The organism is Pontibacter toksunensis (assembly GCF_042686245.1).
GTDB lineage: Bacteria > Bacteroidota > Bacteroidia > Cytophagales > Hymenobacteraceae > Pontibacter > Pontibacter toksunensis.
In genome coordinates, this window is the sequence record NZ_JBHUOX010000018.1 from 60,465 (window position 1) to 80,191 (window position 19,727).

Sequence of the window (19,727 nt, forward strand, 5' to 3'; positions counted from 1 at the left end):
ATAATATTCCTTCAGTTGTGCTCCTACAGCATCAAGTTTTAGAAAATCAGGCACCAGCACTTTAGTGAGAATGGTCAATACGTTTTAACTAGTATTCGTTATTGTGTACAAATTCTATTGTGCGTCTTTCTACATAGCTGCTGTTATTTCTTACCCCTTCTACAAATCCAAGATGCCCACCACTCAAGGGGACTTCAAGTATTAAATAAGGATTGTTTACTGCTTCAATGAATGGATAACACTCATTCGACAAGAATGAATCATTTAGTGCGTTTACACACAAAGTAGGTACTTGTATATTGTTAAGGAACTGCTTTGAACTGCATTTTTCATAGTATTCATCAGCATCATGGAAGCCATGTAAAGGAGCTGTATACCTATTATCAAATTCTTTGAAAGTCTTTAATTTATCGCAGTTAGTTAAATCTAAGCTACCGGAAAACAATGTAGACTTCAGCTTTATTTTACCAACCATCGAATTGATAAATCTACGCTGATAGAACGCATTATAAGGCAAAGTCATCTGTTTTGCAGCAGACTTAATATGGCAGGGAACTGAGAAGACTGTCGCTTTTTTAATTTCTTTGGGCACTTTAGAAGGGGCCTCTCCTAAATATTTAAGAACTAAGTTTCCTCCTAAACTGAATCCAATCAAGTACAGTATTTGATAAGGATTTTCTTTCAATACATAATTTATAACAAAACTTAAATCATCTGTTGAACCTGCATGGTAAGACTTTAGCAGCTTATTGGCCTCTCCACTGCAACCTCTGTAATTCCATCCTAGCACGTCTATATAATGAGCATTCAGAGCTCTTGTCATGCCCTTCATGTAAGCACTGTTTGTACTTCCCTCCAATCCATGGCACAGGACAGCAAGATTTCTTCCTCCGACCCTTGACCAATCTAAATCTAAAAAATCATCATCTTGAGTAGTTACTCTTTCTCTTTCATAGTGTATATAAGAAATCCGCCGTAATGCCCAAGAGTAAATAGTTTGTATGTGCCCATTGAAGAGATAATAAGGAATTCTCGCTTTAGAATGATTAACTGGCATAATTGAGAGGAGGTAAATAAACTCTGATTTAGAAATCTCGACCAGCTGTTGTACAGAGGTATTTAAATTACTCCTTACAAAGAAATTCTTTTGTACAAACTTGCTATAACGACACTGTCTTTAGCTTACTATGTGCTTTTTCCTGTTAGAAGAAGTAAAAAGCCTAGCTTCTCTTCTTAACTTTAAGAAACAAGTTAATACCCGTAGGCTCACTTGTCACTTCTACAGAGTCGACTTGTCCTTTGTTTATTGATTTGGTGAAGTTCATCAACTCTTCTTTACCTCGGTAGATTAGTTGCCAGTCACACACATATTCCATCATCCACCGAGTACCAATTGGAATAGTAGGGCTAAAATTGCCAATTATTAGCTCTCCCCCTGGCTCAACTAAATTGAATAAGTTTTTAGTTAGTGCAGTAGTACCCTTTGTATCCTCTGGAAATGTTTTGATGTAATCAAAAAGGCCAGCTGAATATACAAGACTAAATTTGCGATTTTTAAGAGTGTCGACTTTATATTTGAAATGTACTAAGAACTTTCTTAGGCCTTTCATATCCTTTGTTGGATCACAACTAGCATAGAATCTTTTTCTAGGAGTAAAGATTCTGTACTCTCCTTTCATTAATTGAAAAGCGTTGCCAAGTGCATAGTTCAAATTATCACTCTTGTTAACTGATGCGTCTCTTAAAGTGCTTATATCATGATCGATTGCCAAATATCTTCTGCCAGGGGTTAATGTATCATGTTCTTTCAAGTCAAGGATTTCTTGAGCTGGGCCTGCAGCAAAACTTAAAATATTTCCTACCTGGACTTTGTTAATTTCCTCAGTTAAAAACCTTCTTCTATTTCTAACAGCTTGGCAAGCTTCTACAGAAGCTGAAGCCTTGTGGAATAACTTGCTAAAAGGGGTTTTTCCTTCATATTCATGCCGATATATGATGTTCATCATCTCTGCATCACCAGCATAGCCTCTTGGCTTTTTTATTATCTGCCAGTAATAAGGCGACTCTTGAATATACCTATATAAAGAAGAGTTAAGAACGTGTTTCTTTCCAGCCTCCTGCTCACGGATATCTAATGAATAACTACATTCACCTAATATTTTTAGATGATTTGTCATCTCACTATAAGTTGTTCTTAACAATTCATCATTGATACAATCATCTGTAGCGTAATGACTATTAATGTCACTACGTTTTGTTAAAAACCATTCTTCAAAATCCTGGAAATGGCGTTTGAAATCAACATTAACTTTTTCCATATAAAACTTTAACACTAGGTAAAAAAACAAAATACTGGTGGCCTTTTCTTATTGGTAAAAATTTGATAATCAAAACAGTTTTAGACTAGTCTCAAAGCGTTCGTCTAATTATAGGTTTAATTATAACATATAATTTATTCTACAAAAAAGCATATCTTAATTTATATTAAGAATACCCACTTATAGGTATTTTTCCACAGCTATGTCAAAATTATTTACAATATGGAGGCTTCTACTTCATGTTCTTTTCCAAGAAATTGCGTGGTTCTGGCAACGATATCAAATAAATTATATATTATGAATGCTCATAATGAAGGGAAAGCACACATTTAAAGAATCACTATACAATTCGAGCTTTGACAGCACTAGATATTAGTGCTGGGGTGCCGCTGCAATCAATATTGCACAACATTTACTTCCTGTGCGTTGGCACTTGGCTCGCACTTATTGGTTCTGAGTTATCAAAGATTAGCACTTGTTTCTGCCTTAGCAAGTAGAAATAGCGGGTTGCTTGCAGTTTTAAAAATTTACCGTGGTTAGCCTGTGGCAAAAAGCAAGGCGTAATAGTGGAAATTTGCAACTTTGAAGGGTAATAAAAAGTATGCTTGACTTACCTGAGCTATTAGCCAAAAACCTCTAAAATATCATTGAAGAATTCTGCCGCACACGGCTAGAACAGTGAGCGTGAGAAATATGGTAAAACAGTTCTTTTAAGCGCGTTCATTTTGCCGGAGTATTTTAAAATCTATATGAAAGAGACACAGACTGATACCACTGCCTTCAGCGAAAGTTCAGATAGTAAAATCAAAGCCTGCGTTGCAGATATGATAGATACAGCTAACAAAATGCCTGGTGCTGTTATCATCCATGATCTGAGGGATTGGTCAGTGGCTTGGATGAATGAAAGAGGCTTAATTCCTTTAGGTGTGTCCCTTGAATATATTACCAGTATCACTGCAGAGGAGTACTATTCTCAGTTCTTCAACCCTGAAGACGCGAAAGATTATGTTCCCAAAGTGCTAGGGCTTCTGGAAAGAAATAATGATGAAGAAATATGTGTGGTTTTTCAGCAAGTACGATTTGCAAGTGAAAGAAATTGGAAATGGCATTTTGCGAGTACCAAAATTCTGCTGCGCGATGAAGCTGAAAAACCCTTGTTAGCTGTCACAATTGCTATTCCGATAGATGGCATGCACTACGTTACTGCTAAAGTTGAACGCTTATTAGAAGAAAATAACTTTCTGCGTAGGCACTATCATCATTTTGCAAAGCTGACTAGTCGCGAGCATGATATTTTACGTTTGATGGCTTTAGGAAAAAGCTCACTAGAAACATCCGAAATACTTTTTATTTCTACAGCTACGGTAGATACTCATCGGAAAAACATCAAGCAAAAACTCAACACCAATTCTTTTTTCGAGCTTAGCCAGTACGCTCGGGCTTTCGACTTAATATGATGTTCCGATAAGGCTTTTTATATCAGAAGAATAACATTTTGACAGGAGGAGGAAGTCTTGGGCAAGTACAGAGATTACTCCAGTTTGATATTAACAGGCATTGACTGCCCTGTTGATTCCTTATATTTCGTTTCTTTATGAGGACGATACCAACTGTCAACTTTTTTTCTGTACAACTTCATTTTAAGTGGCTAAAAAAGAAGCTCTTGAGAAAAGCTTTTCAAGTTCGCTCTGATTTAGTTTAAGCGCCCGGGTGCGTTTTTCAACCTGCTTAAACCTGGCAGACAGATGGTGCGAGGAAGTGGTAGAGCACATTGCGCAGCGGCTTGAGAACATATAAAAAGACAGCGTTAACTTATAAATTCTAGAGTGCCGACAGAACTGTATGAGCTATCTTTGCGCGATAGAGATACACTTCCCCGTGTAAACCCTCTAAAGGAGAACCGCCAACAATCAGGAGCAGGGGCGTACGGGCACCATACAGTCGCTTTAAAGCAAACTTCTGCATCTGCTTTGAGTCTACAGCACTCGGATGAGGAGTGGATGATGGGTGACTGTGCCACTCGCCTACATAGTGCAACAGCGGATCTATCTTTTTGGCATCTGCTAAGGCTTCGGATATACCTTCAGTTCCCCTCACAAAAGAGGTAAGGCCATGCTCTGAGTTAACTGGAGCAGGGGTCGCGATGGAAATTGTTGCCATACGAAGGTTACTGCCGTAACGACCTATCAGAACACCACCCGTTTCTAAGGGGTGGTATCGGGAAATATCATCCTTGATAACATCGAGTGCTTCATTCAGGAAGTGGGCACAGTATTTCCCGTCAGAAGAGCCGAATAAATGGTTCATGCGACTGATTCTCTCTCAGCTGTCTCAAGCTTCGGAGCATGCCATGAGTGACAACATCCGACAGGCAGTGAAATCTGCCCCTCACACACCTGCTCAATAAGCTCCACCGCTACACCAGCCAGTCCTACTATTCTATTAAGGCGGGCCGGCGTCAATGGATGCCAGCACCCGATACCACGGGGCATGTCTTCTTTCAAAACGGCTAAATGTTCTTCTACCCTGTAAGGATTAAACCACTTATAAAAAGCATCAGCGTCAAAACAGGAGGCTGAGTCAGCATAGAAGAACAAGCGCTGCGCATGAAGCCCCAACGAAATGCTGATAACCGGCACGTACCCTGTAATGCCAAGAAACGGCAGCTCCCGCAGTACCGTGTCGGAGGCAGTAGCATCGATAATGAGTGTAGCGGCACGTACTGCATCCTCCAAAGCCTTATCTTTTGAAGTAGCTGATACCGCAAGCCCTACCACCCTGGCCGATGGATTAGCATGGTTCAAGCCATCGGCAACGGAAACGGCCTTGTTCCTGTTCAGCTGTGGCAGATTGAGCGGATGGCGAACAAGATTGCCTGCCTCCAAAAGGTCAGGGTCCACTAGGGTCATATCCGTAACTCCCATACGGACCAGCTGCTCAGCCAAATTAGCGCCCAGGGCCCCTGCTCCTAATAGGAGCACATTCGCCTTCCGTAAAGGAGGCGAAACCCTTCCTCTGTTTTGCAAATCATCAGGATGCCAGTTTTCTGCTCTGCTCACCCAACGCACAGACGAGGCACTTCGAAGCGCGTTCTCTACTAGGGAAACACGAGCCTTAGCGGAGACGTTTGTTTTCGGCGACAACACAAGCGCTTGCCAATGATACCTGTAGGGTGCTTCTTTCACTTTGCGGGGAATCGGCATACCTACAAACAGCAGAAGCTCATTGTGAGTCTCAAACTTTGCTAAGGCCGGCCTGAGTAAATCGATCAGCGACTTTCCTTGACTGGCCACAGCCTCAGCAAGCTCCTTCATGGTCGTAGGCACTTGCCAGCGGTTTATTGCTGGTACCTCGTCTAGACGTACCCATAAAGCATCTTGATGACTTTGCAATTGATTAATCGCTGTTCCCCAGGAGGGCTTATGTACAGTTTTGTCACCTCTGTGGTCCTTGAACTCCCGCACTATGGCAACTTGGTTCAAATAAGACACAGCCGCAGTACCAATGTAAAAATGGCTCTGTTTCCAGTGAGAAAAGGAGTCTCCGTCTTCATAGTAGGCCAATGTAAATATCCTGTTCTTAGAATCAGCTATTTTGTACCTAAAGGCCGTATCAAAGTCAGGTAGCTCAAAGGAATCCCCCGCAACTGTTAAAGTGTCTGTAGCAGCGCATTGCAGCCATTCCACCGCTCTAGCCATATGCCACACCACACGGTGAACGGTTGAGGGGGGCTCAGTCTCCATAGCGTTGCGTGAAGCGGCAAGCCCATGCGTTTCGCTTAGGCTGCAGATATGTCCGTTGCGTACCGGCCATAGAGGGTGCGGACCTCCGTTGTACTGCTGGTGCTCAAAAGTTGTGGTTACGCCTCCTGGTCCGTTGGAAGGATGCACCTGTACCTTTCCCCAGGGATCGATGTTGAAATCAACAATGACTCCCCACTCCGTAAAAAGGGGAATATCTTTCGTTGGTGCCGTATTAAGCAGCTCTAAGCGGACACGCAGTATGCAAGCATTGCTTGAGGGAATTGGCTCCCAGTCTCCCAGGAGCTCAACACCTCTCATCTCTGACATCAAGACGCTGCTTTGGCTTAACGCCAATTGGTCAAGTTCATTCATAATGGCAGTGGTTTATGCAAAACGCCCTCCACCGGTAGAACCGCCTTGGCTAGGAGGAATGTAACCGCCTCCGTTGTTGCCGCTGCTGTTCTGGTTGCCGATCTCGCGAAGCAAGGACTTAACGTTTTGAATAGCCCGCTTTACGTTGTACTCGCTGGAGTAGCCTTCCGAGCTGTCGGCCAGAATTTTGTTGTTCTTAGCCTGAAAGCGCCAGCGCCACTCGTCTGCCCTGTCCCTAAAGTATTCCCACTCCGGACCATTGCCCGACTCTTCAGTTCCAGATACCTTTCGTTCTGGGGCATTTGGCCCTAGTGTTGTGAACAGGGCCGCTCCTTTCTCGCAGTCCTTACGGTCGTTGTAGCCTTCTCCGGAGTCAGCCACTACTGCTCCATTCCCGTCTTTCAGGCGCCAGCGCCACTGAAGACTCTTGTCTTGGTAAAAATTAAACCCTTTCATAAGCTTTGTGCTAAAAGTTAAAATATTATATTGTCCTATATATAGTTCCAAGCGTGACAAGACGGTACTGTCACGCTTGGAACTATGTAGGAGGGGAAATGTGGGAAGGACACTGAATCCGCATAGAGGCTACTGTACAGCATTTACAGCTAGCTCTTAAGACTTAGGCGAAAGCGTGACTACCGAACTATGGAGCAACAAAAACTAAAAGACAAAAACCCTTATGCAGGTGAAAGTATACAGGATATCTTATTAGTTATTTCTTATAAGGACCAGTACCCCGATGAATATCAGTATGCTTTTATTGAATTTCATCAACGGTATATGGAATTCATCTACAAGGCTTGCATTCAGGCCTGCAAGTTTTTCAGCAACCCCTCAGAATTTGCACTTGACTTATCTGGAAACGTTTTCCTCGTTGCATGCGAAAGAGCGGTTGAATTTGAACCGAGAGAGGGGTATGATGAAGAAATTGAATTAAAGGCCTGGCTTGTAAAAATAATGGGAGAGCAGTTGAAATCGTTTACAGCTCATAATCCTGAAAGGAAAGCCTTTTTCTCTGTAGATAGACTACCAACAGAGCCTGAATCAGAAGCTGATACTCTAGAGGAAAATGATGATCTACATGAAGATGACTACCCTATCTCCAGGGAAAGCGTCAGAGATGCCATGGAGTCACTCAAGACAAGAGACAAAGATATTGTTATGGCCTATTTAACCCATGTTCACAGGAAGAATGCCCATTTACCAGATGAGATTATGCAAGGTCTTTGCTCAAAGTATAATACAACCTCATTCAATGTAAGGCAAGTAAAGCAACGCTTCTTCAAGAAAGTTAGAATGTTAAACGGGGGTAACGCTTAATTATGAAAATAACCAAAAACAATAATGTGTCTGCTAACCCTGATGAAAACTCATACGAGAAAAGGGTACTTAGCTTCTTAGGACAAAATGGTTTTATAGTCCCTGAGTCTGACCAAGAAATACAAGCCTTCATAAGTATCTGTGATAACTCAAGCGTTAAATTACCAGAAGCATTAAGGAGTCCATTTGATATAGAAAGAAGAGGGATCGTAGAGCCTAAAAATGAATTTCAAAGTGAAGATGCAAAAGCAATAGAAGAAAATTTAGCACAGGCCGCAAGAGAGGGCAAGGAAATCCCAGCCTACATACGTCAAAGAATGGAAGAGGATAGAAAGAAAGCCGAAGGCAGAGACTAAATCAAAAAGGCAATGCTAAGGGAAAAGCGCGAGGCTGAAATTGCTGCATTGGCTGAAACGATAGCAGACTCCTTCTCTCCCTCACAGGTTGTGGACTTAGGGGCAATTGCCGCTGCAAATTCCATCACGTTCGACTATGGAGCATACGAGACCTTCTTCGATGGTATGCTGCAGTACCATAAAGGTAAGTTTCACATTTTTTTGAACCTGGATAAACTTGGAAATCCAAATTCTCCACGCGCTAGGTTTACCATAGCACATGAGTTAGGGCACTTTTACATTGACGAGCACAGAAACGCCTTGACGAGTGGCAAGGTCAAGCCGCACACGTCAATGGTGGAAATATACAACAACGAAAATCTCGCCGAAATAGAGGCTGATTGCTTCGCATCCAATCTCTTGATGCCTGAAAGTAGATTCATGGATACATGCAAGGGAAGCAAGAAGACAGGCATGGCTGCTATTCTATTCCTTTCAGACACTTTTCAAGTATCAGTACTCAGTGCCGCAGTTAACTATATAAAAAGAAATATATGTCCCTGTTCGCTGATCAAATGGGGAGATGCTGGCTATCAGTGGTCTCTTCAGTCAAGGTCGTTTATGGACCTGTTTTCAAGGAAGGTTCATCTAACCTATTCCCCTGGAAGGGATACGGCTACATACAAGGCGCTGCACCAGAAAGATGCCTATTCACTAGACTTTCATAAATCAGTCACCACCATGTCTACATGGTGTAAGTCTATTCATCCAACTGGTAAGGATAATTTAATACTAAATGAAGAGTCGAAAAAGCTAGGAGCATATGGAGGAATCACATTGTTAACATTAAGTAATCTATGAATAATTGACCCTCACAAGAAATTCCTTACTTAACATAAGGTAAATTATAAGACAATAAATATATAGGAATATATGCAAAAGTATTACATAACCGGTTGTTGTATGAAGCAAATGACTTTTCATTAACAGGCGTCATAGAGTATGTTTTAATAGGTACTCCATTCATTCTTCAAAACTAAGCCCCTTCTCACATTTCATTTCACGCATTGTTTTGTACTTTGCTATCAGAATGAACTTTAAAAAGCCCTACCTGCTCATATTACTGTTATTACTGTTTGTAGTGCTCAGTAATATCTTACTCATTCATTTTGAAGCCTCTGACCCAGATAGCTCTATTAGAAGCATGGAGCAGGCAATGTGGTATACTTTTGTAACCTTAACTACAGTAGGTTATGGCGATTATTTCCCTGTAACGCCAGGAGGCAGAGCCATTGGGTATCTTTATATTTTCTCAAGTCTTGGCGTTCTCGGTTTTTTAATCAGTACAATTTCAAATAAGATCTTAACTATTTTGGAAGACAGGAGATTAGGCTTTCACGGCACAGATTTCACTGGCCATGTCCTATTTGTAGGCTGGAGCGATTTTAGCCGCCTTGTTGCTGATGAGGTGTACTACAGCAAGAAAAAGATCGCTATAATAACAGATCGTAAAGACGACGTTGATCTGATCTACTCAAAGTATAGTAAAGAGCAGGTATTCGTCTTATTCAATGAGTTCAGCAATTTCCAGGCATTGGAGAAAGTAAATGCAAATAAGGCGGCTACACTCTTTATCAGCTTTGATGATGATTCTGAAGCACTGCTGTATGTCATCAACTTCAAAAAGCTTTACCCCAATCCGGAGATTGTGGTAAACCTGCATAAGCTCCAGCTAAAGGAAACCTTTAAGGCCGCTGGCGTAACCTATGTCATCACAAAAAACGAAATTGCCTCTAAGCTAGTGGCAAGCTATATATTTGAACCGAATGTAGCAGACATGAACCTGGACCTCCTCAGTACGTCACGCACTGAGGAAGATTTTGACGTGCATGAATACAAAATACTACCTGAGACAACCTTCGCTAACAGAGAAAGTGAAGAGGTCTTCCATGAGCTTAAATCAAACTATAATACGGTTATGCTTGGCCTAAGCAAGATGAAAGGAAACCAAAGGGTGCTGATCAAGAACCCTCCTGCGGGAACCCCAGTTGAACCGGGTGACTATGTAATCGTAATGAGCAATGGACATGCAAAGGATGCCTTACGGAAGGTATTCCAAACAGTAGAAGGCAAGTTTTAAGTAACTTTAGCAGACCAACTATGCTCGGCAAGGAATTGGCAGTATATAATTGTTCTTTAGCTGTAGCTCCCTCCACCTACCGCTATCATCAGGAGGCCATACAGCACCATCCTACGCACTAACACTAGGGGAAGGGCTGGAGGACCTGCCGTCTAGCATGAGCGAAGCGATGGTAGCGAAAGGATTAAATAATGCCAGGCGAATCTCAGCTTCACAAGATATGTTCAGGAGAAGCATGTTGAAGCGATTGAGGAGTACGGGGAATACAAAACATTAGCAGTCTTGCTTTCCTTTCCCTTTTGTAGCACTATAAGTTACTCGGTAATAGGGCATTATTCTGTCCGCTAACCAAATCTACTATTACAGTCTTTACACGTTTGTTCTTTCTCTTTCTTAAGCTAAAGGAGGATGGCGCCTGCTTTGTGCGGGTAGGAAAGCCACTGTTCCGGCAGCGGAAGAATGGAGCGCATCGCCATGATAAAGCTGCCGGAGCAGTGCCCAGCGCACGGGAAGTTTTCCGTCAAATGAGCAGCATATGGCGGAGTGCTGTACGGTGGAGCAAAGCTTGCCGGGGAAAGCCTTTATCTGAGGAAGAGAAGTCACCTGCTGAAAGGTGACTTTTACACTTATGACTTCTTGTAAAGCCTTCGCTCAGAAACGACTACAATACAACAGATAACATGCAGCAGTATTTAAAGAGTGCGGCGGCTACGGTAGTAAAACAAAGGATATACCTTTGAGTTTATCAAGTAACGAGCGTAAACACATCATGCATTCTTTAACAGGTGACACCATGCACGGGTCTATCTTCGTTTTTCTGAAGCGATTCGTGGAGTACAAGCACAACTACAACACCTGGATGGATATCCTGAAGAGAGAAGGGCTGCAGATCCGTAAAGCCTCGCCTTACCAGATGAACGAGGTGTATCCTATCTCCGAGCTACTTACCATCATGCTGGCTGCCTCCCAAAAGCAGGGCATTTCATACGAAGTCTTTCAGGAGCGTTTCGGAGAGTTCCTGGTGCCTGACCTGCTGCTGGTCTTCAAACGCTTTGTGGACCCCTCCTGAAGAACATATGAGATGCTGCAAAACATCGGCTCTCACATGCACGGGGGCATCCGGAAGGAGAATGATAAGACCAACCCGCCGCCGCTGCACGTGACGATGGTCGGAAAGAACCTCCTCATCATTGAATATCACTCCAGGCGCAGGATGTCCGGCTTTGCCATCGGCATCATCAAGGGATTAGCCAGCTACTTTGACGAGAGTGACCGCGTCAGTGTGGCCTCTGCCACAGAGCCGCATGCCGAGAGGGTGCAGATTAGAGTAAACTTTCTATAGCCTGATAGGCGAATCTTGCAGGGAAAGGCCTACAGCTGGTGCCACCCACCCCCCTGCAGCAGCGCGTTCCTCAGCCTGCGCAGGTCATATAGTATGTGACCATACTGCTGCCCGGCTGTGTTCGGGTCATCGGCCAGGTACTCTGCCAGTGTCGCATAGGCCTGATCCAGCGACTGCGCCACCCCCATAGGACCATCATTGGCCATTAGCAAAGCGAGCAATGGGGCGGTATCAAATGGCCGGTTGAGCGCACATTCCCGCGGTAACGGAACAAACGGGCGATCTTCATTTAGCGGTGGAGGTGTAGTTTCGTCTGTCATGTCTCCTTCTTCGTTTTCTTCCATCACATACTGCTGTTACTTATTGTGCTGACCTAGGTCAGGCACCCTTTACAGGGTCTACTACAGTATTAAAAATACGAGTATAAAAACCGTCACACAAGGGATTATACCGTCGTTTTGTAACATGAAAATCGCGGCTTAATTTCAGGCTTTTTTGTTAATTAAATCAGCTGAAACCTATCTTAAGCAGAGATTTTCCTGATAGGATGCGGGTGTTTTGTAACATCAAACGAAGGCTATGTGTTGGCGCTGTCTACTGATTGGCCTTGTAGGTGAGGAATTCATTTACCTCAGAGTCCTCCTCAGTATAGCCATAGGTCCGGTGGTCAATCTGCTTCCCGTTTTTGTATACTGTAATTTTGAGTTCCATGGCAGCTGGCGGAGTCTCTACAGATGAGAACCCATAGGTGGTCTGAATGTTGAGCTCTCTCACGCCCTCCGCCTCATAGGAATACGTTTCCTCTGTCAGGTGCTCCTCAAAAAGCACAACCGGCATCTGCTCCTGGGTGCCGGTGCGGTAGAACTCCCCGCCCTTGATGCTGATAATCCTCCCGAACTTCTCGTAGTCGCCGCTTTGCGCTATATCCACCCTGAAGGTAGCAGCATCGGGCGTAGGTGTGTCTTTCCCGGAGTCGCCGCAACCAGCCAGGAGCAAAACAGAGAACAGGAGCACGGTTAACCTTGATAGTGTTTTCATAAGCTTGTTTTTAGAGTTGGGTTACATTATAGCTTCACCGCTACGCTTTTTTTTTTGCGCAGTAGAAGGGTGAAGCAGATCATTGAAGTCTTTCACGCCACTGGCCTTGTGCACGTGCAGCCCGGAGCGGATACCAGACGCCCGCTCAAAGGTGCTCAGGCTGAGCTTCGAGACAGGTATCTCAAATTTCTTGTCGCTAACCGTAAAATGCAGGCTGTCTGATCCCTTCCGGAAAGAGGAGTCCTTGCCGGCGATGGCCGTGGCCAGGAGAATGTCATACACCCTACCCTGGTAATCATTGTCAAACAGGGTTCTCTTGGCTGCCTGTGGCCAGTGCTCCAGGGCCAGGCGGATCTGGTTCCGGGCAATGCCGCCGCCAAAGGAGATGAAGACAGCGGAGGCCATGTCCAGCTCCCTGCGCCGTAGCTGGTAAAAGCTCATGATATCGATTGGGTTCTCCCCGAAGAACACGTTCCGGGTGCGTGCCGGACTGCCGGCGAAGTCTGCTATCCACATACCATTTTGCCTGTCTGAGCCGGCCGCTACGCTCCTGAAACCATAGTTGCGGAAGTCGTAGCCAATGACAGCATCAGCGCCAGGCTTTGTAAGCGGGAAGGCAATGTTAGCGTATGTTTTCTCCGGGTCTTTGGCTGTGTCTTTTACCAGGCGAATGAAGGGCAGGAACCTGGCTACTGTTTCCCGGTCAAGGCCACGCTCTTTCGTTAAGTAGTGCAGCTTCCCTGCTGACAGCGGCTGAGACTCGTAGCGGGCCGCGTCGAAGGCTTTAGGCGGCGGTGGGGTAAAGGCAGGGGTAAAGGCTTGCGGCTCACTGGCCAGGCGGGAAAGCACCTTGTTAACGCCCTCTACTGGCGAGGAGTAGGATTCACTGAACCGGTGGAGCCTGCTGGCCACAAAGTCAATGACGGAGCCCCTATCGGTGCTGCCATCCCGGTTAAAGTACAGCTGCCTGCCCGGGTCTCGCGGATTGCTGATGATGACTGTATCCCCGTCCAGGTGTTTGTACTCCAGGCTTCTGCGCCCCTTGCGCAGGTCCACCACGTAGCCTAGTGACTCAGCTGCCTGCATGATGGACACTTTCTCCCGGTATTCCCTGAACGTTATCATCTCCTACATTGAATTTAGCGCTTTAATCCGGAGGGCTTTATCTCTTCGGTACTGGCTCCCCTGCTTTCCGATTGCCCGAGCACCTCTGACTTTGTCGTAAAGCCCCGCGGCTCGTTCAGGTCTACACGGGCGCGTATCAGCTCCTCTCCTCCCTTTGCCCTGAGCTCTATCATATGACCCTGCCGGAGCTGCTCCTTCTGGTCAGGACTCAGCACCACGTCCTTTATGGCACCCGGCACAATGAAGTCGCGCACCCGGGCTTTCAGAATCTCGTTTGTCTCCCGGTCAAGCTGGAAATAATGGGGTTCCCTTTCCCCGTTCAGGGCAACGTGGTCCCGCACCAGCACACCCCCAGCCTTTAGCTTCTCCAGCTCCTCGGGCGTGGCGCCGATATCATTCTTTACCTGGGCACGCACAGGGTGCACCTGGAGCGAGAGCGAGTTATCGGGGTTGCGGAAGAGCGAGAGCCTGGCATCAGCTTCAAACCGCTGCCCTCCGGAGAATTCCACCGAGAAGGTCCGAAGGCTGGTGCGGCTCCCGGACAGCAAAGCGGCCAGGTCCTCAGGCGGCATGTTGAGCACTTCCTTTTTGCCTAACCCCAGCTTCTCAAACTGCGCATATGGGAGATCCTTAATGTCAAAGTTCATACAGATTCTTTAAACGTATAAATTGTTTCATGATATGCCATAAGCAGCATGAGGGGGTGCTAAGAAGGAGAATTGCTCAGCAGGCTTTTCACTTCCCCCAACTGGGTAATCATCTCCTCGCCCAGCAGGGTGAGCCGCTCCACAGCAATGCTGTTGTAAGGGCTTGTGTAGGCTTCACCCTCTGTGCCCATGACAATATCGAATGTGTCTGCCAGGATGTACTTCACCTGGTAGTTGGTGCCGTAGTAGTTCAATACCTGTAGCAGCAGCTCAATGCTGCTGCCCTCCCCGTTCTCCAGCTTGGACATTTGTGTCTGGTGGATTCCCATCGCCACGGACACCTCCTTTTGTGTAAGGCCCAGTGATTTGCGGAACGCGTTAAGCTTTCCCCCTATGTCTGATAGTGCAATGTTCATACTTGAAACGCAGAAATGAGTGAGTCAATATCCTTATTGATTTTAATGAAGTTTGCTTCAAGTGTAGTGTTTCTGGCAGCGGTTGTTCCAAATTTATAAAATATTGGCATATCTGCATACTGTTCCTCCTCTTTTGCAACCTCCTGAAGGTTAAGATTGATTTTGCAGTTGTACGTGCCGCTTACGTGCCTGCCGTCATATACCGCATTATCAAAGGCCACCTGCCCCACCATCTCCCCTGCCCGTAGGTTAGCTATCTTGGAGGCGGGTATGAGTGGCCCCATCTCCTCATTCACGCTCACGGAGGTTCTGTTCCTGTCGATGCTCACCCCCTGCTTCTGCTGCCGGACCTTCCCGAACAGCCGCTCCAGCCAGTCCAGTGTTTCTTTGTTCCTCACAGAGCCGGAGAGCACGTTGGCAGCCACGGCACAAATCGTGTCAGCCGTTTCCCTGCCGTACTGCTGGCGAAGCTGCGGCAGCTCCTGAAGGCCCAGCAGCACAGCTATTTTATTGCTCCTCGCGGTGGCTATCAGGTTCTCCACCTTATGCACGTAAAGCGTCGGCGACTCATCCACTATCAGCCCGCAGGGCAGGTTGCCTTTCGAGTTGATGAGCTTGGTCATGCGGTTGAGGATAAGGGCGTTGCAGGCGCTGTTGATGCTCTGCGTGGAGGGGTCGTTGGCAATCACCAGCACAGCCGGTTCTTTTGGATTTGTTATCTTCAAGTCAAAATCATCGCCGGAGAGCACCCAGAAGGTTTCCTTCGTAGCCAGGCGCCCCACGTTGATGCGGAGCGTTCCAATCTGCCCCTCCAACTGGTCGAAAGCCTTGTTCATATAAGCCGTGCGGAAGGGAGAAAGCAGACTTTTGAGCTGGGGCTCAGAGAAGAGCAGCTCAAAGATTTCATCATAACTCAGGTTCAAAAGGGCCAGCACATGCGGAAAAGTGGAGAACTTCCCTTCCTGGTACCTACTCATGAAAAAGATACAGCTGGCCAGGAAGTTGACGGCCGATTGGGTGAAGAACTGCGCAGCGCCTGACTCCTTATCGCTTTTAGTAAGCGACTGCAGCAGCGCCTCGGCTGTCTCTACCGCATCGGCCAGCGTGGGCAGGTACTCGGGCTTTAATGGGTTGAACCTGCGGCTATGCGCCACACTGTTGAAGTTGATGACATGGAACCGGTGGTTTTTGAGGGGACCTTTCTTCTTATTCACCAGGTAATGGTAATAGGCCAGTTTCCCTAAATCGGGAAACTTGAAATCATACACCGCCATTGAAAAGCCCTTGGCCAGCATCTGCCTGATGAATGGGTTCACAACCGAGAAAGACTTTCCGGAGCCGGGCGTACCGATGAGCAGTGTGGCCCGGAAGGGATTGACGATGTTGAGCCAGCCTTTGTTTATTCTCCGCTTGTGGTAGTAGAGCATGGGAATATTGATCGAGTAGGGGTTTTCCATCCGCTCGCTCGACTGCCCGAAGGACTCATTCTCCACATTAAACTTATCTTCCATCAGGCCGCTCTGGATGCGCTTGGACACGTTGTCGAGCGCTACGTGGATCAGCATGGCACCCAGCAGGGAAAATACGGTATAGAGTACCTCAAACAGCGTGATACCGTAAAACAGCACCGTCTCGCTTACATAATAATAGAAGAAACCCGAACCCAGGAACAGCGCCGCCCCCACAAGAAGCGGCAGGAAGATATGCTTCAGCGGGTCAAAGTTCAGGTTCTTCTGCGCCTTTGTGCCCAGGGCCACTATCATAATCAGCCCAAAGGTAAACGCTTTGGAGAAGTAGATGTTCTCGTAGATGGGAAGGCGAGCCAGCCTGTCCACAACCGGCTTCACGCTGGCCAGGAAGGCTGCATCCGCGTACAGGAGCACGGCAAATTCCACCATCAGGGAAAAGTAGACAAAGCCCTGCAGAAAGGAATACAGCTTCTTCAGCTCGCTTGATTCTTCCATAGCAGTAATGGTTTACAAAAGGGAAAAGAAAGTAATGAGGTTCATTAACATCATGATGGTAATGAATCTACAGCGTATCCGCGTTCAGTACGTCCCTGTAGTTCATTTTCAGCGAGATAGTGCGGCCGGACACCTGCTCCTCTGCCACCTCCATGTGAAAGACCTTCTCATCCGGAAAGGTGAACTTGCGGAACACAAACACGTTGCGGTATTTGCGCTTGAAGTTATCCGTGTCATAGAGCGTGAACACCGGTTCTACCTCCAGCTGCTGAAAGTTGGTGGCCTTCACGACTTTCTTATCCTCAATCAGGAAGCGGATCTGGTCAATATCATAGGCAATGTTGGTGCTGTTCTTCATCGACACATCCAGAAAGAAGTAATTCCCCACGGTATAGATGTTATTGAGGCGTATTTCCACTTTCTGCTCGCGGTTGGAGACGTGCATTACCTTCGGCTTTTGCTGCACAGCCGCTAGCGCAAAGCGCTGCATGTCCCCGGTGCTCATGGCCACAGCCGGGTTGATGAATTCATCTACCTGCGTGGGGTCAATCCTGACCTCAGTCTGTGCCTCGCCTGCCGTGTGGGCATAGTTTAGCCTGTACTGAACCATGAACCGCTCCCCTACGATGGTCACCACGCCCAGCGCTGGCTTGCCGTTCTTAGGCTTTACCCGGAGTATAGTGGTGACCGGTATATCGCCCGCCACATCGTCGGTGGAGATGTCAACATACTGGATAGGCTCCGGGCTGATGAAGTGCGTGGAGATGTCCTTATGCAGGTAGATGGTTTCCGGTTCTTTTGATTGCCCGAAGGAGGCAACAGAAAACAGGAAGAGGAGGAGTAGAATTGAGGGCTTCTTCATTTTATCTTTTTTTGGCTTTGTTATCAATCAGGTAGACAATGGTGTTGTACTTGAGCTTTGCTTTGTTGCGTTTGATGGCGCTGCCCGCTGCCCGTGTCGCGGTCTGAGCCATGCGGTCTGCCATGGAATAAAGTATCTGGGCGGAGCTCTCTGGGTTGTTCTCAAAGTCAATCGATTGCCCCTGGGTGGCACGGCTGGCCAGCTCTTTGGTGAACTCCCGGAACTGCGAATCAGGCACATACAGTCCTTTTAAGCCATCGTTATCATACACGCTGAGGCTAACAGGCAGAACCTGGTCTCCCTGCAGTATGGAGGTAATGGTGATATCCACCCTTTGCGCGCTGAAGCCCGAAACAAGGCCGTAGAGGTAGCTGCCTTTCTCTATTTCCATGCCGGCGACATAGATGTCGTCGAGCAGCCTGACGCGAATCCTGCCCCCCTCCCTCACTTTCAGGCCTTCATCCAGAATAGCTTTGATGAACTGCTCATCCGGCGTTCCTGAAATTGTGTTGAAGTAGGCGCTGTTGGTATTGGCTGTTTTGCTCACGGCCAATGCCTCCGGCTCAGGCTCTGCGACTGGTTCGTTCATTGGCCTTGGCCGCGCAGCAATTGGTCTGCTTACTGGTTCGCTGCCTACCCGGGACAAAGAATCCACGTAAGCCATCTGCTCTTTAAAAAGGCGCATTTCCTTTTCATAATCCGACTCAGTTTTTTGGGGTGCTCTTCTCGTTGGAGCTGGTGCCGAGGCATAACGGCTACGCTCCTGCCGCTGGCTGACGCGCTCCATGAAAGGCTCCGGCTGCTGGTTGGCCAGTATCTGGCTGTTGAGGCTGTCCAGCATGGCCTGCTCTTCTGCTGAGTACACGCTGCCATACTGCTTGTCAGCAGTGCCATTATCTCCCAGCTCCCGGATAGCAGAGTAGTCGGTTCTGTATTTGTGCGCCTCCCTGGAGGCTTGAAACTTATCTTTCACCTCACGCTTTTTAAGGTTGGCGTCCGGCAGGTCCGTATTCAGAGAGGCTGTCTCCACCAGCACCGCAGCACCTGGCGCCGGAGCGGGTTCCCCTTCAGTCCCGAACGTATCGAGGTAGAGGTAATTGAAGATAAAGAGGAACGGCAGCACGATGAGCGGCAGGATGTAGCGCCCTTTCTTGAAGTCAATCTTATTCATGAATGATACGGTTTAGCTGTTTGTCTATATCCTTTAGAAAAGCGCTGTCTTGTACTGTGAGGCTGTCGGGGTTGATTCTTTGCACCTCTCCATAGAGACGCATCATCTCCATCATATCTGATGTTACAGGCCGCGCCTGCTGCTTTCTATCCAGGCCGGAGTAGAGGAGCTTCGCTGTAGCATCAAAGCTCCCCTGCGCCTCCTCACGGCTTGCTACTAGCCATATAATGCCACATGCCATCAGACAAAACATACCTGCCACCATGGCCTTCTGGTGAAGGTTTGCCCAACCGGCCGCCTTTCTCCTGATGTGGAGGAGTCGGTTAAAAATTCTTCTTCTCCACATACGCCAGGTCCTTGTTGAGCACGGTTTTCCAGTTCCTGATGATGAGCCCGTGCGGATTGTTGTCTGTGCGCGGCACGTCCTGCAAATCCCCCTCTGTCACCAGTGCCCTGGTGGCAATGGAAGTAGGCCGCTCAATGCGCTGCCGGGCGTAGTAGGTGAAGTGCCGGTTCTCATCTACCACCACACTATCCGTCTGGATGGTAAGCAGGGCAGAGCTGGACAGGATGGAATTGTAATAGCCTTTCTCTTTTAAGTTGTTGTACTGCGCAAGGCCCGTGTCATCCACCAGGTACATGGCTTTGGTGAGGTTGTTTTGGATGTATTCATCGTCCGGCGGGAGTGTGAAGAAGAGCAGGTGAAACATATTCACATGCGCCTCATACTCCACTTCCCGGTTGGTGCCCTGATTTGTCTGCCGCACCAGCACCGGCACGTTGTGGTCCAGTACGTAAATGTTTTTGCGCTGCTCATTAACCAGGCTGTAGGCGAACACGCACACCGCCACTACTACAGCAAGAGAGGTGAGGAAGCTGCCGATGCTGATAGCGAAGGCAAGTTTTATTTTCTTTTCAATGCTTTGAATCATGG

At 46.9% G+C, this 19,727-nt stretch carries 20 protein-coding genes and 2 pseudogenes; 7 read left to right on the forward strand and 15 right to left on the reverse strand.

Going from position 1 to position 19,727, the window contains the following annotated elements:
• Positions 1–88 precede the first annotated feature (88 nt).
• Both ACFS7Z_RS19915 and ACFS7Z_RS19920 read right to left on the reverse strand, forming a co-directional pair.
• The gene (locus ACFS7Z_RS19915) at positions 89–1,057 is read right to left on the reverse strand and encodes a YheT family hydrolase (protein WP_377488414.1); all 969 of its coding nucleotides are present in this window, start codon (positions 1,055–1,057) and stop codon (positions 89–91) included.
• Between the two features lie 163 nt (positions 1,058–1,220).
• Positions 1,221–2,318: a hypothetical protein gene (locus ACFS7Z_RS19920; protein ID WP_377488417.1), complete on the reverse strand. Its 1,098-nt coding sequence runs from the start codon at positions 2,316–2,318 to the stop codon at positions 1,221–1,223.
• Positions 2,319–3,067: 749 nt separating this feature from the next.
• Here ACFS7Z_RS19920 and ACFS7Z_RS19925 point away from each other — a divergent pair.
• On the forward strand, positions 3,068–3,775 hold the full coding sequence (locus ACFS7Z_RS19925) for a response regulator transcription factor (RefSeq protein WP_377488420.1): 708 nt from the start codon (positions 3,068–3,070) through the stop codon (positions 3,773–3,775).
• 364 nt (positions 3,776–4,139) lie between these two features.
• Here ACFS7Z_RS19925 and ACFS7Z_RS19930 read toward each other — a convergent pair whose 3' ends face one another.
• Genes ACFS7Z_RS19930 through ACFS7Z_RS19940 form a run of 3 tightly spaced genes read right to left on the reverse strand, consistent with a single transcriptional unit; the run spans position 4,140 to position 6,889 of the window.
• The gene (locus tag ACFS7Z_RS19930) at positions 4,140–4,625 is read right to left on the reverse strand and encodes a Mov34/MPN/PAD-1 family protein (RefSeq protein WP_377488423.1); all 486 of its coding nucleotides are present in this window, start codon (positions 4,623–4,625) and stop codon (positions 4,140–4,142) included.
• Positions 4,622–6,388 carry a ThiF family adenylyltransferase gene (locus ACFS7Z_RS19935; RefSeq protein WP_377488426.1) on the reverse strand — a complete coding sequence of 589 codons (1,767 nt, stop codon included), beginning with the start codon at positions 6,386–6,388 and terminating at the stop codon, positions 4,622–4,624. Before ACFS7Z_RS19935 ends, ACFS7Z_RS19930 begins: the two co-directional genes overlap by 4 nt.
• Before the next feature lie 57 nt (positions 6,389–6,445).
• Positions 6,446–6,889 carry a YegP family protein gene (locus tag ACFS7Z_RS19940; RefSeq protein WP_377488429.1) on the reverse strand — a complete coding sequence of 148 codons (444 nt, stop codon included), beginning with the start codon at positions 6,887–6,889 and terminating at the stop codon, positions 6,446–6,448.
• A 189-nt stretch (positions 6,890–7,078) separates the two neighbouring features.
• Between ACFS7Z_RS19940 and ACFS7Z_RS19945 the strand changes: the two genes are divergently transcribed.
• From ACFS7Z_RS19945 to ACFS7Z_RS19970, 6 genes and pseudogenes are all read left to right on the forward strand, one after another.
• A complete protein-coding gene (locus ACFS7Z_RS19945; RefSeq protein ID WP_377488432.1) occupies positions 7,079–7,753 on the forward strand; it encodes a hypothetical protein in 675 nt (224 codons plus the stop codon).
• Positions 7,754–7,755: 2 nt separating this feature from the next.
• Positions 7,756–8,109 (forward strand): hypothetical protein, encoded by a 354-nt coding sequence (locus tag ACFS7Z_RS19950; RefSeq protein ID WP_377488435.1) that lies wholly within the window; start codon positions 7,756–7,758, stop codon positions 8,107–8,109.
• 12 nt (positions 8,110–8,121) lie between these two features.
• A complete protein-coding gene (locus tag ACFS7Z_RS19955; RefSeq protein ID WP_377488438.1) occupies positions 8,122–8,949 on the forward strand; it encodes an ImmA/IrrE family metallo-endopeptidase in 828 nt (275 codons plus the stop codon).
• Positions 8,950–9,160: 211 nt separating this feature from the next.
• A pseudogene (locus ACFS7Z_RS19960) lies at positions 9,161–9,439 on the forward strand (potassium channel family protein); the annotation flags it as partial.
• Positions 9,440–9,460: 21 nt separating this feature from the next.
• Complete coding sequence (locus tag ACFS7Z_RS19965; RefSeq protein WP_377488563.1) at positions 9,461–10,228, forward strand: potassium channel family protein; 768 nt, start codon at positions 9,461–9,463, stop codon at positions 10,226–10,228.
• A 793-nt stretch (positions 10,229–11,021) separates the two neighbouring features.
• Positions 11,022–11,570 (forward strand): annotated as a pseudogene (locus tag ACFS7Z_RS19970) (heme NO-binding domain-containing protein).
• A 29-nt stretch (positions 11,571–11,599) separates the two neighbouring features.
• Here ACFS7Z_RS19970 and ACFS7Z_RS19975 read toward each other — a convergent pair.
• The 10 genes from ACFS7Z_RS19975 to traK form a co-directional block, all read right to left on the reverse strand.
• Positions 11,600–11,914 (reverse strand): hypothetical protein, encoded by a 315-nt coding sequence (locus tag ACFS7Z_RS19975; RefSeq protein WP_377488441.1) that lies wholly within the window; start codon positions 11,912–11,914, stop codon positions 11,600–11,602.
• A gap of 250 nt (positions 11,915–12,164) precedes the next feature.
• On the reverse strand, positions 12,165–12,608 hold the full coding sequence (locus ACFS7Z_RS19980) for a beta-barrel fold lipoprotein (RefSeq protein ID WP_377488444.1): 444 nt from the start codon (positions 12,606–12,608) through the stop codon (positions 12,165–12,167).
• A gap of 21 nt (positions 12,609–12,629) precedes the next feature.
• Positions 12,630–13,733, reverse strand: coding sequence for a DUF3991 domain-containing protein (locus ACFS7Z_RS19985; protein ID WP_377488447.1), 1,104 nt, complete (start codon positions 13,731–13,733; stop codon positions 12,630–12,632).
• 14 nt (positions 13,734–13,747) lie between these two features.
• The gene (locus ACFS7Z_RS19990) at positions 13,748–14,380 is read right to left on the reverse strand and encodes a DUF4099 domain-containing protein (RefSeq protein ID WP_377488450.1); all 633 of its coding nucleotides are present in this window, start codon (positions 14,378–14,380) and stop codon (positions 13,748–13,750) included.
• 59 nt (positions 14,381–14,439) lie between these two features.
• Positions 14,440–14,796: a helix-turn-helix domain-containing protein gene (locus ACFS7Z_RS19995; protein WP_377488453.1), complete on the reverse strand. Its 357-nt coding sequence runs from the start codon at positions 14,794–14,796 to the stop codon at positions 14,440–14,442.
• Positions 14,793–16,760: a type IV secretory system conjugative DNA transfer family protein gene (locus tag ACFS7Z_RS20000; protein WP_377488456.1), complete on the reverse strand. Its 1,968-nt coding sequence runs from the start codon at positions 16,758–16,760 to the stop codon at positions 14,793–14,795. The genes ACFS7Z_RS19995 and ACFS7Z_RS20000 overlap by 4 nt, the downstream gene beginning before the upstream one ends.
• A gap of 67 nt (positions 16,761–16,827) precedes the next feature.
• A complete protein-coding gene (traN, locus tag ACFS7Z_RS20005) occupies positions 16,828–17,622 on the reverse strand; it encodes a conjugative transposon protein TraN (RefSeq protein WP_377488459.1) in 795 nt (264 codons plus the stop codon).
• Position 17,623: 1 nt separating this feature from the next.
• Positions 17,624–18,793: a conjugative transposon protein TraM gene (gene traM, locus ACFS7Z_RS20010; protein ID WP_377488461.1), complete on the reverse strand. Its 1,170-nt coding sequence runs from the start codon at positions 18,791–18,793 to the stop codon at positions 17,624–17,626.
• Entirely contained in the window at positions 18,786–19,139 is a 354-nt protein-coding gene (locus ACFS7Z_RS20015) for a hypothetical protein (RefSeq protein ID WP_377488464.1), read from the reverse strand. Before ACFS7Z_RS20015 ends, traM begins: the two co-directional genes overlap by 8 nt.
• Complete coding sequence (gene traK / locus ACFS7Z_RS20020) at positions 19,117–19,725, reverse strand: conjugative transposon protein TraK (protein WP_377488467.1); 609 nt, start codon at positions 19,723–19,725, stop codon at positions 19,117–19,119. The genes ACFS7Z_RS20015 and traK overlap by 23 nt, the downstream gene beginning before the upstream one ends.
• Positions 19,726–19,727 lie beyond the last annotated feature (2 nt).

Bases quoted from the DNA above. Each gene is read 5' to 3' on its own strand.
- ACFS7Z_RS19915 (WP_377488414.1), bottom strand. From the start codon at position 1,057: ATGCCAGTTAATCATTCTAAAGCGAGAATTCCTTATTATCTCTTCAAT.
- ACFS7Z_RS19920 (WP_377488417.1), bottom strand. From the start codon at position 2,318: ATGGAAAAAGTTAATGTTGATTTCAAACGCCATTTCCAGGATTTTGAA.
- ACFS7Z_RS19925 (WP_377488420.1), top strand. From the start codon at position 3,068: ATGAAAGAGACACAGACTGATACCACTGCCTTCAGCGAAAGTTCAGAT.
- ACFS7Z_RS19930 (WP_377488423.1), bottom strand. From the start codon at position 4,625: ATGAACCATTTATTCGGCTCTTCTGACGGGAAATACTGTGCCCACTTC.
- ACFS7Z_RS19935 (WP_377488426.1), bottom strand. From the start codon at position 6,388: ATGTCAGAGATGAGAGGTGTTGAGCTCCTGGGAGACTGGGAGCCAATT.
- ACFS7Z_RS19940 (WP_377488429.1), bottom strand. From the start codon at position 6,889: ATGAAAGGGTTTAATTTTTACCAAGACAAGAGTCTTCAGTGGCGCTGG.
- ACFS7Z_RS19945 (WP_377488432.1), top strand. From the start codon at position 7,079: ATGGAGCAACAAAAACTAAAAGACAAAAACCCTTATGCAGGTGAAAGT.
- ACFS7Z_RS19950 (WP_377488435.1), top strand. From the start codon at position 7,756: ATGAAAATAACCAAAAACAATAATGTGTCTGCTAACCCTGATGAAAAC.
- ACFS7Z_RS19955 (WP_377488438.1), top strand. From the start codon at position 8,122: ATGCTAAGGGAAAAGCGCGAGGCTGAAATTGCTGCATTGGCTGAAACG.
- ACFS7Z_RS19975 (WP_377488441.1), bottom strand. From the start codon at position 11,914: ATGGAAGAAAACGAAGAAGGAGACATGACAGACGAAACTACACCTCCA.
- ACFS7Z_RS19980 (WP_377488444.1), bottom strand. From the start codon at position 12,608: ATGAAAACACTATCAAGGTTAACCGTGCTCCTGTTCTCTGTTTTGCTC.
- ACFS7Z_RS19985 (WP_377488447.1), bottom strand. From the start codon at position 13,733: ATGATAACGTTCAGGGAATACCGGGAGAAAGTGTCCATCATGCAGGCA.
- ACFS7Z_RS19990 (WP_377488450.1), bottom strand. From the start codon at position 14,380: ATGAACTTTGACATTAAGGATCTCCCATATGCGCAGTTTGAGAAGCTG.
- ACFS7Z_RS19995 (WP_377488453.1), bottom strand. From the start codon at position 14,796: ATGAACATTGCACTATCAGACATAGGGGGAAAGCTTAACGCGTTCCGC.
- ACFS7Z_RS20000 (WP_377488456.1), bottom strand. From the start codon at position 16,760: ATGGAAGAATCAAGCGAGCTGAAGAAGCTGTATTCCTTTCTGCAGGGC.
- traN (WP_377488459.1), bottom strand. From the start codon at position 17,622: ATGAAGAAGCCCTCAATTCTACTCCTCCTCTTCCTGTTTTCTGTTGCC.
- traM (WP_377488461.1), bottom strand. From the start codon at position 18,793: ATGAATAAGATTGACTTCAAGAAAGGGCGCTACATCCTGCCGCTCATC.
- ACFS7Z_RS20015 (WP_377488464.1), bottom strand. From the start codon at position 19,139: ATGTGGAGAAGAAGAATTTTTAACCGACTCCTCCACATCAGGAGAAAG.
- traK (WP_377488467.1), bottom strand. From the start codon at position 19,725: ATGATTCAAAGCATTGAAAAGAAAATAAAACTTGCCTTCGCTATCAGC.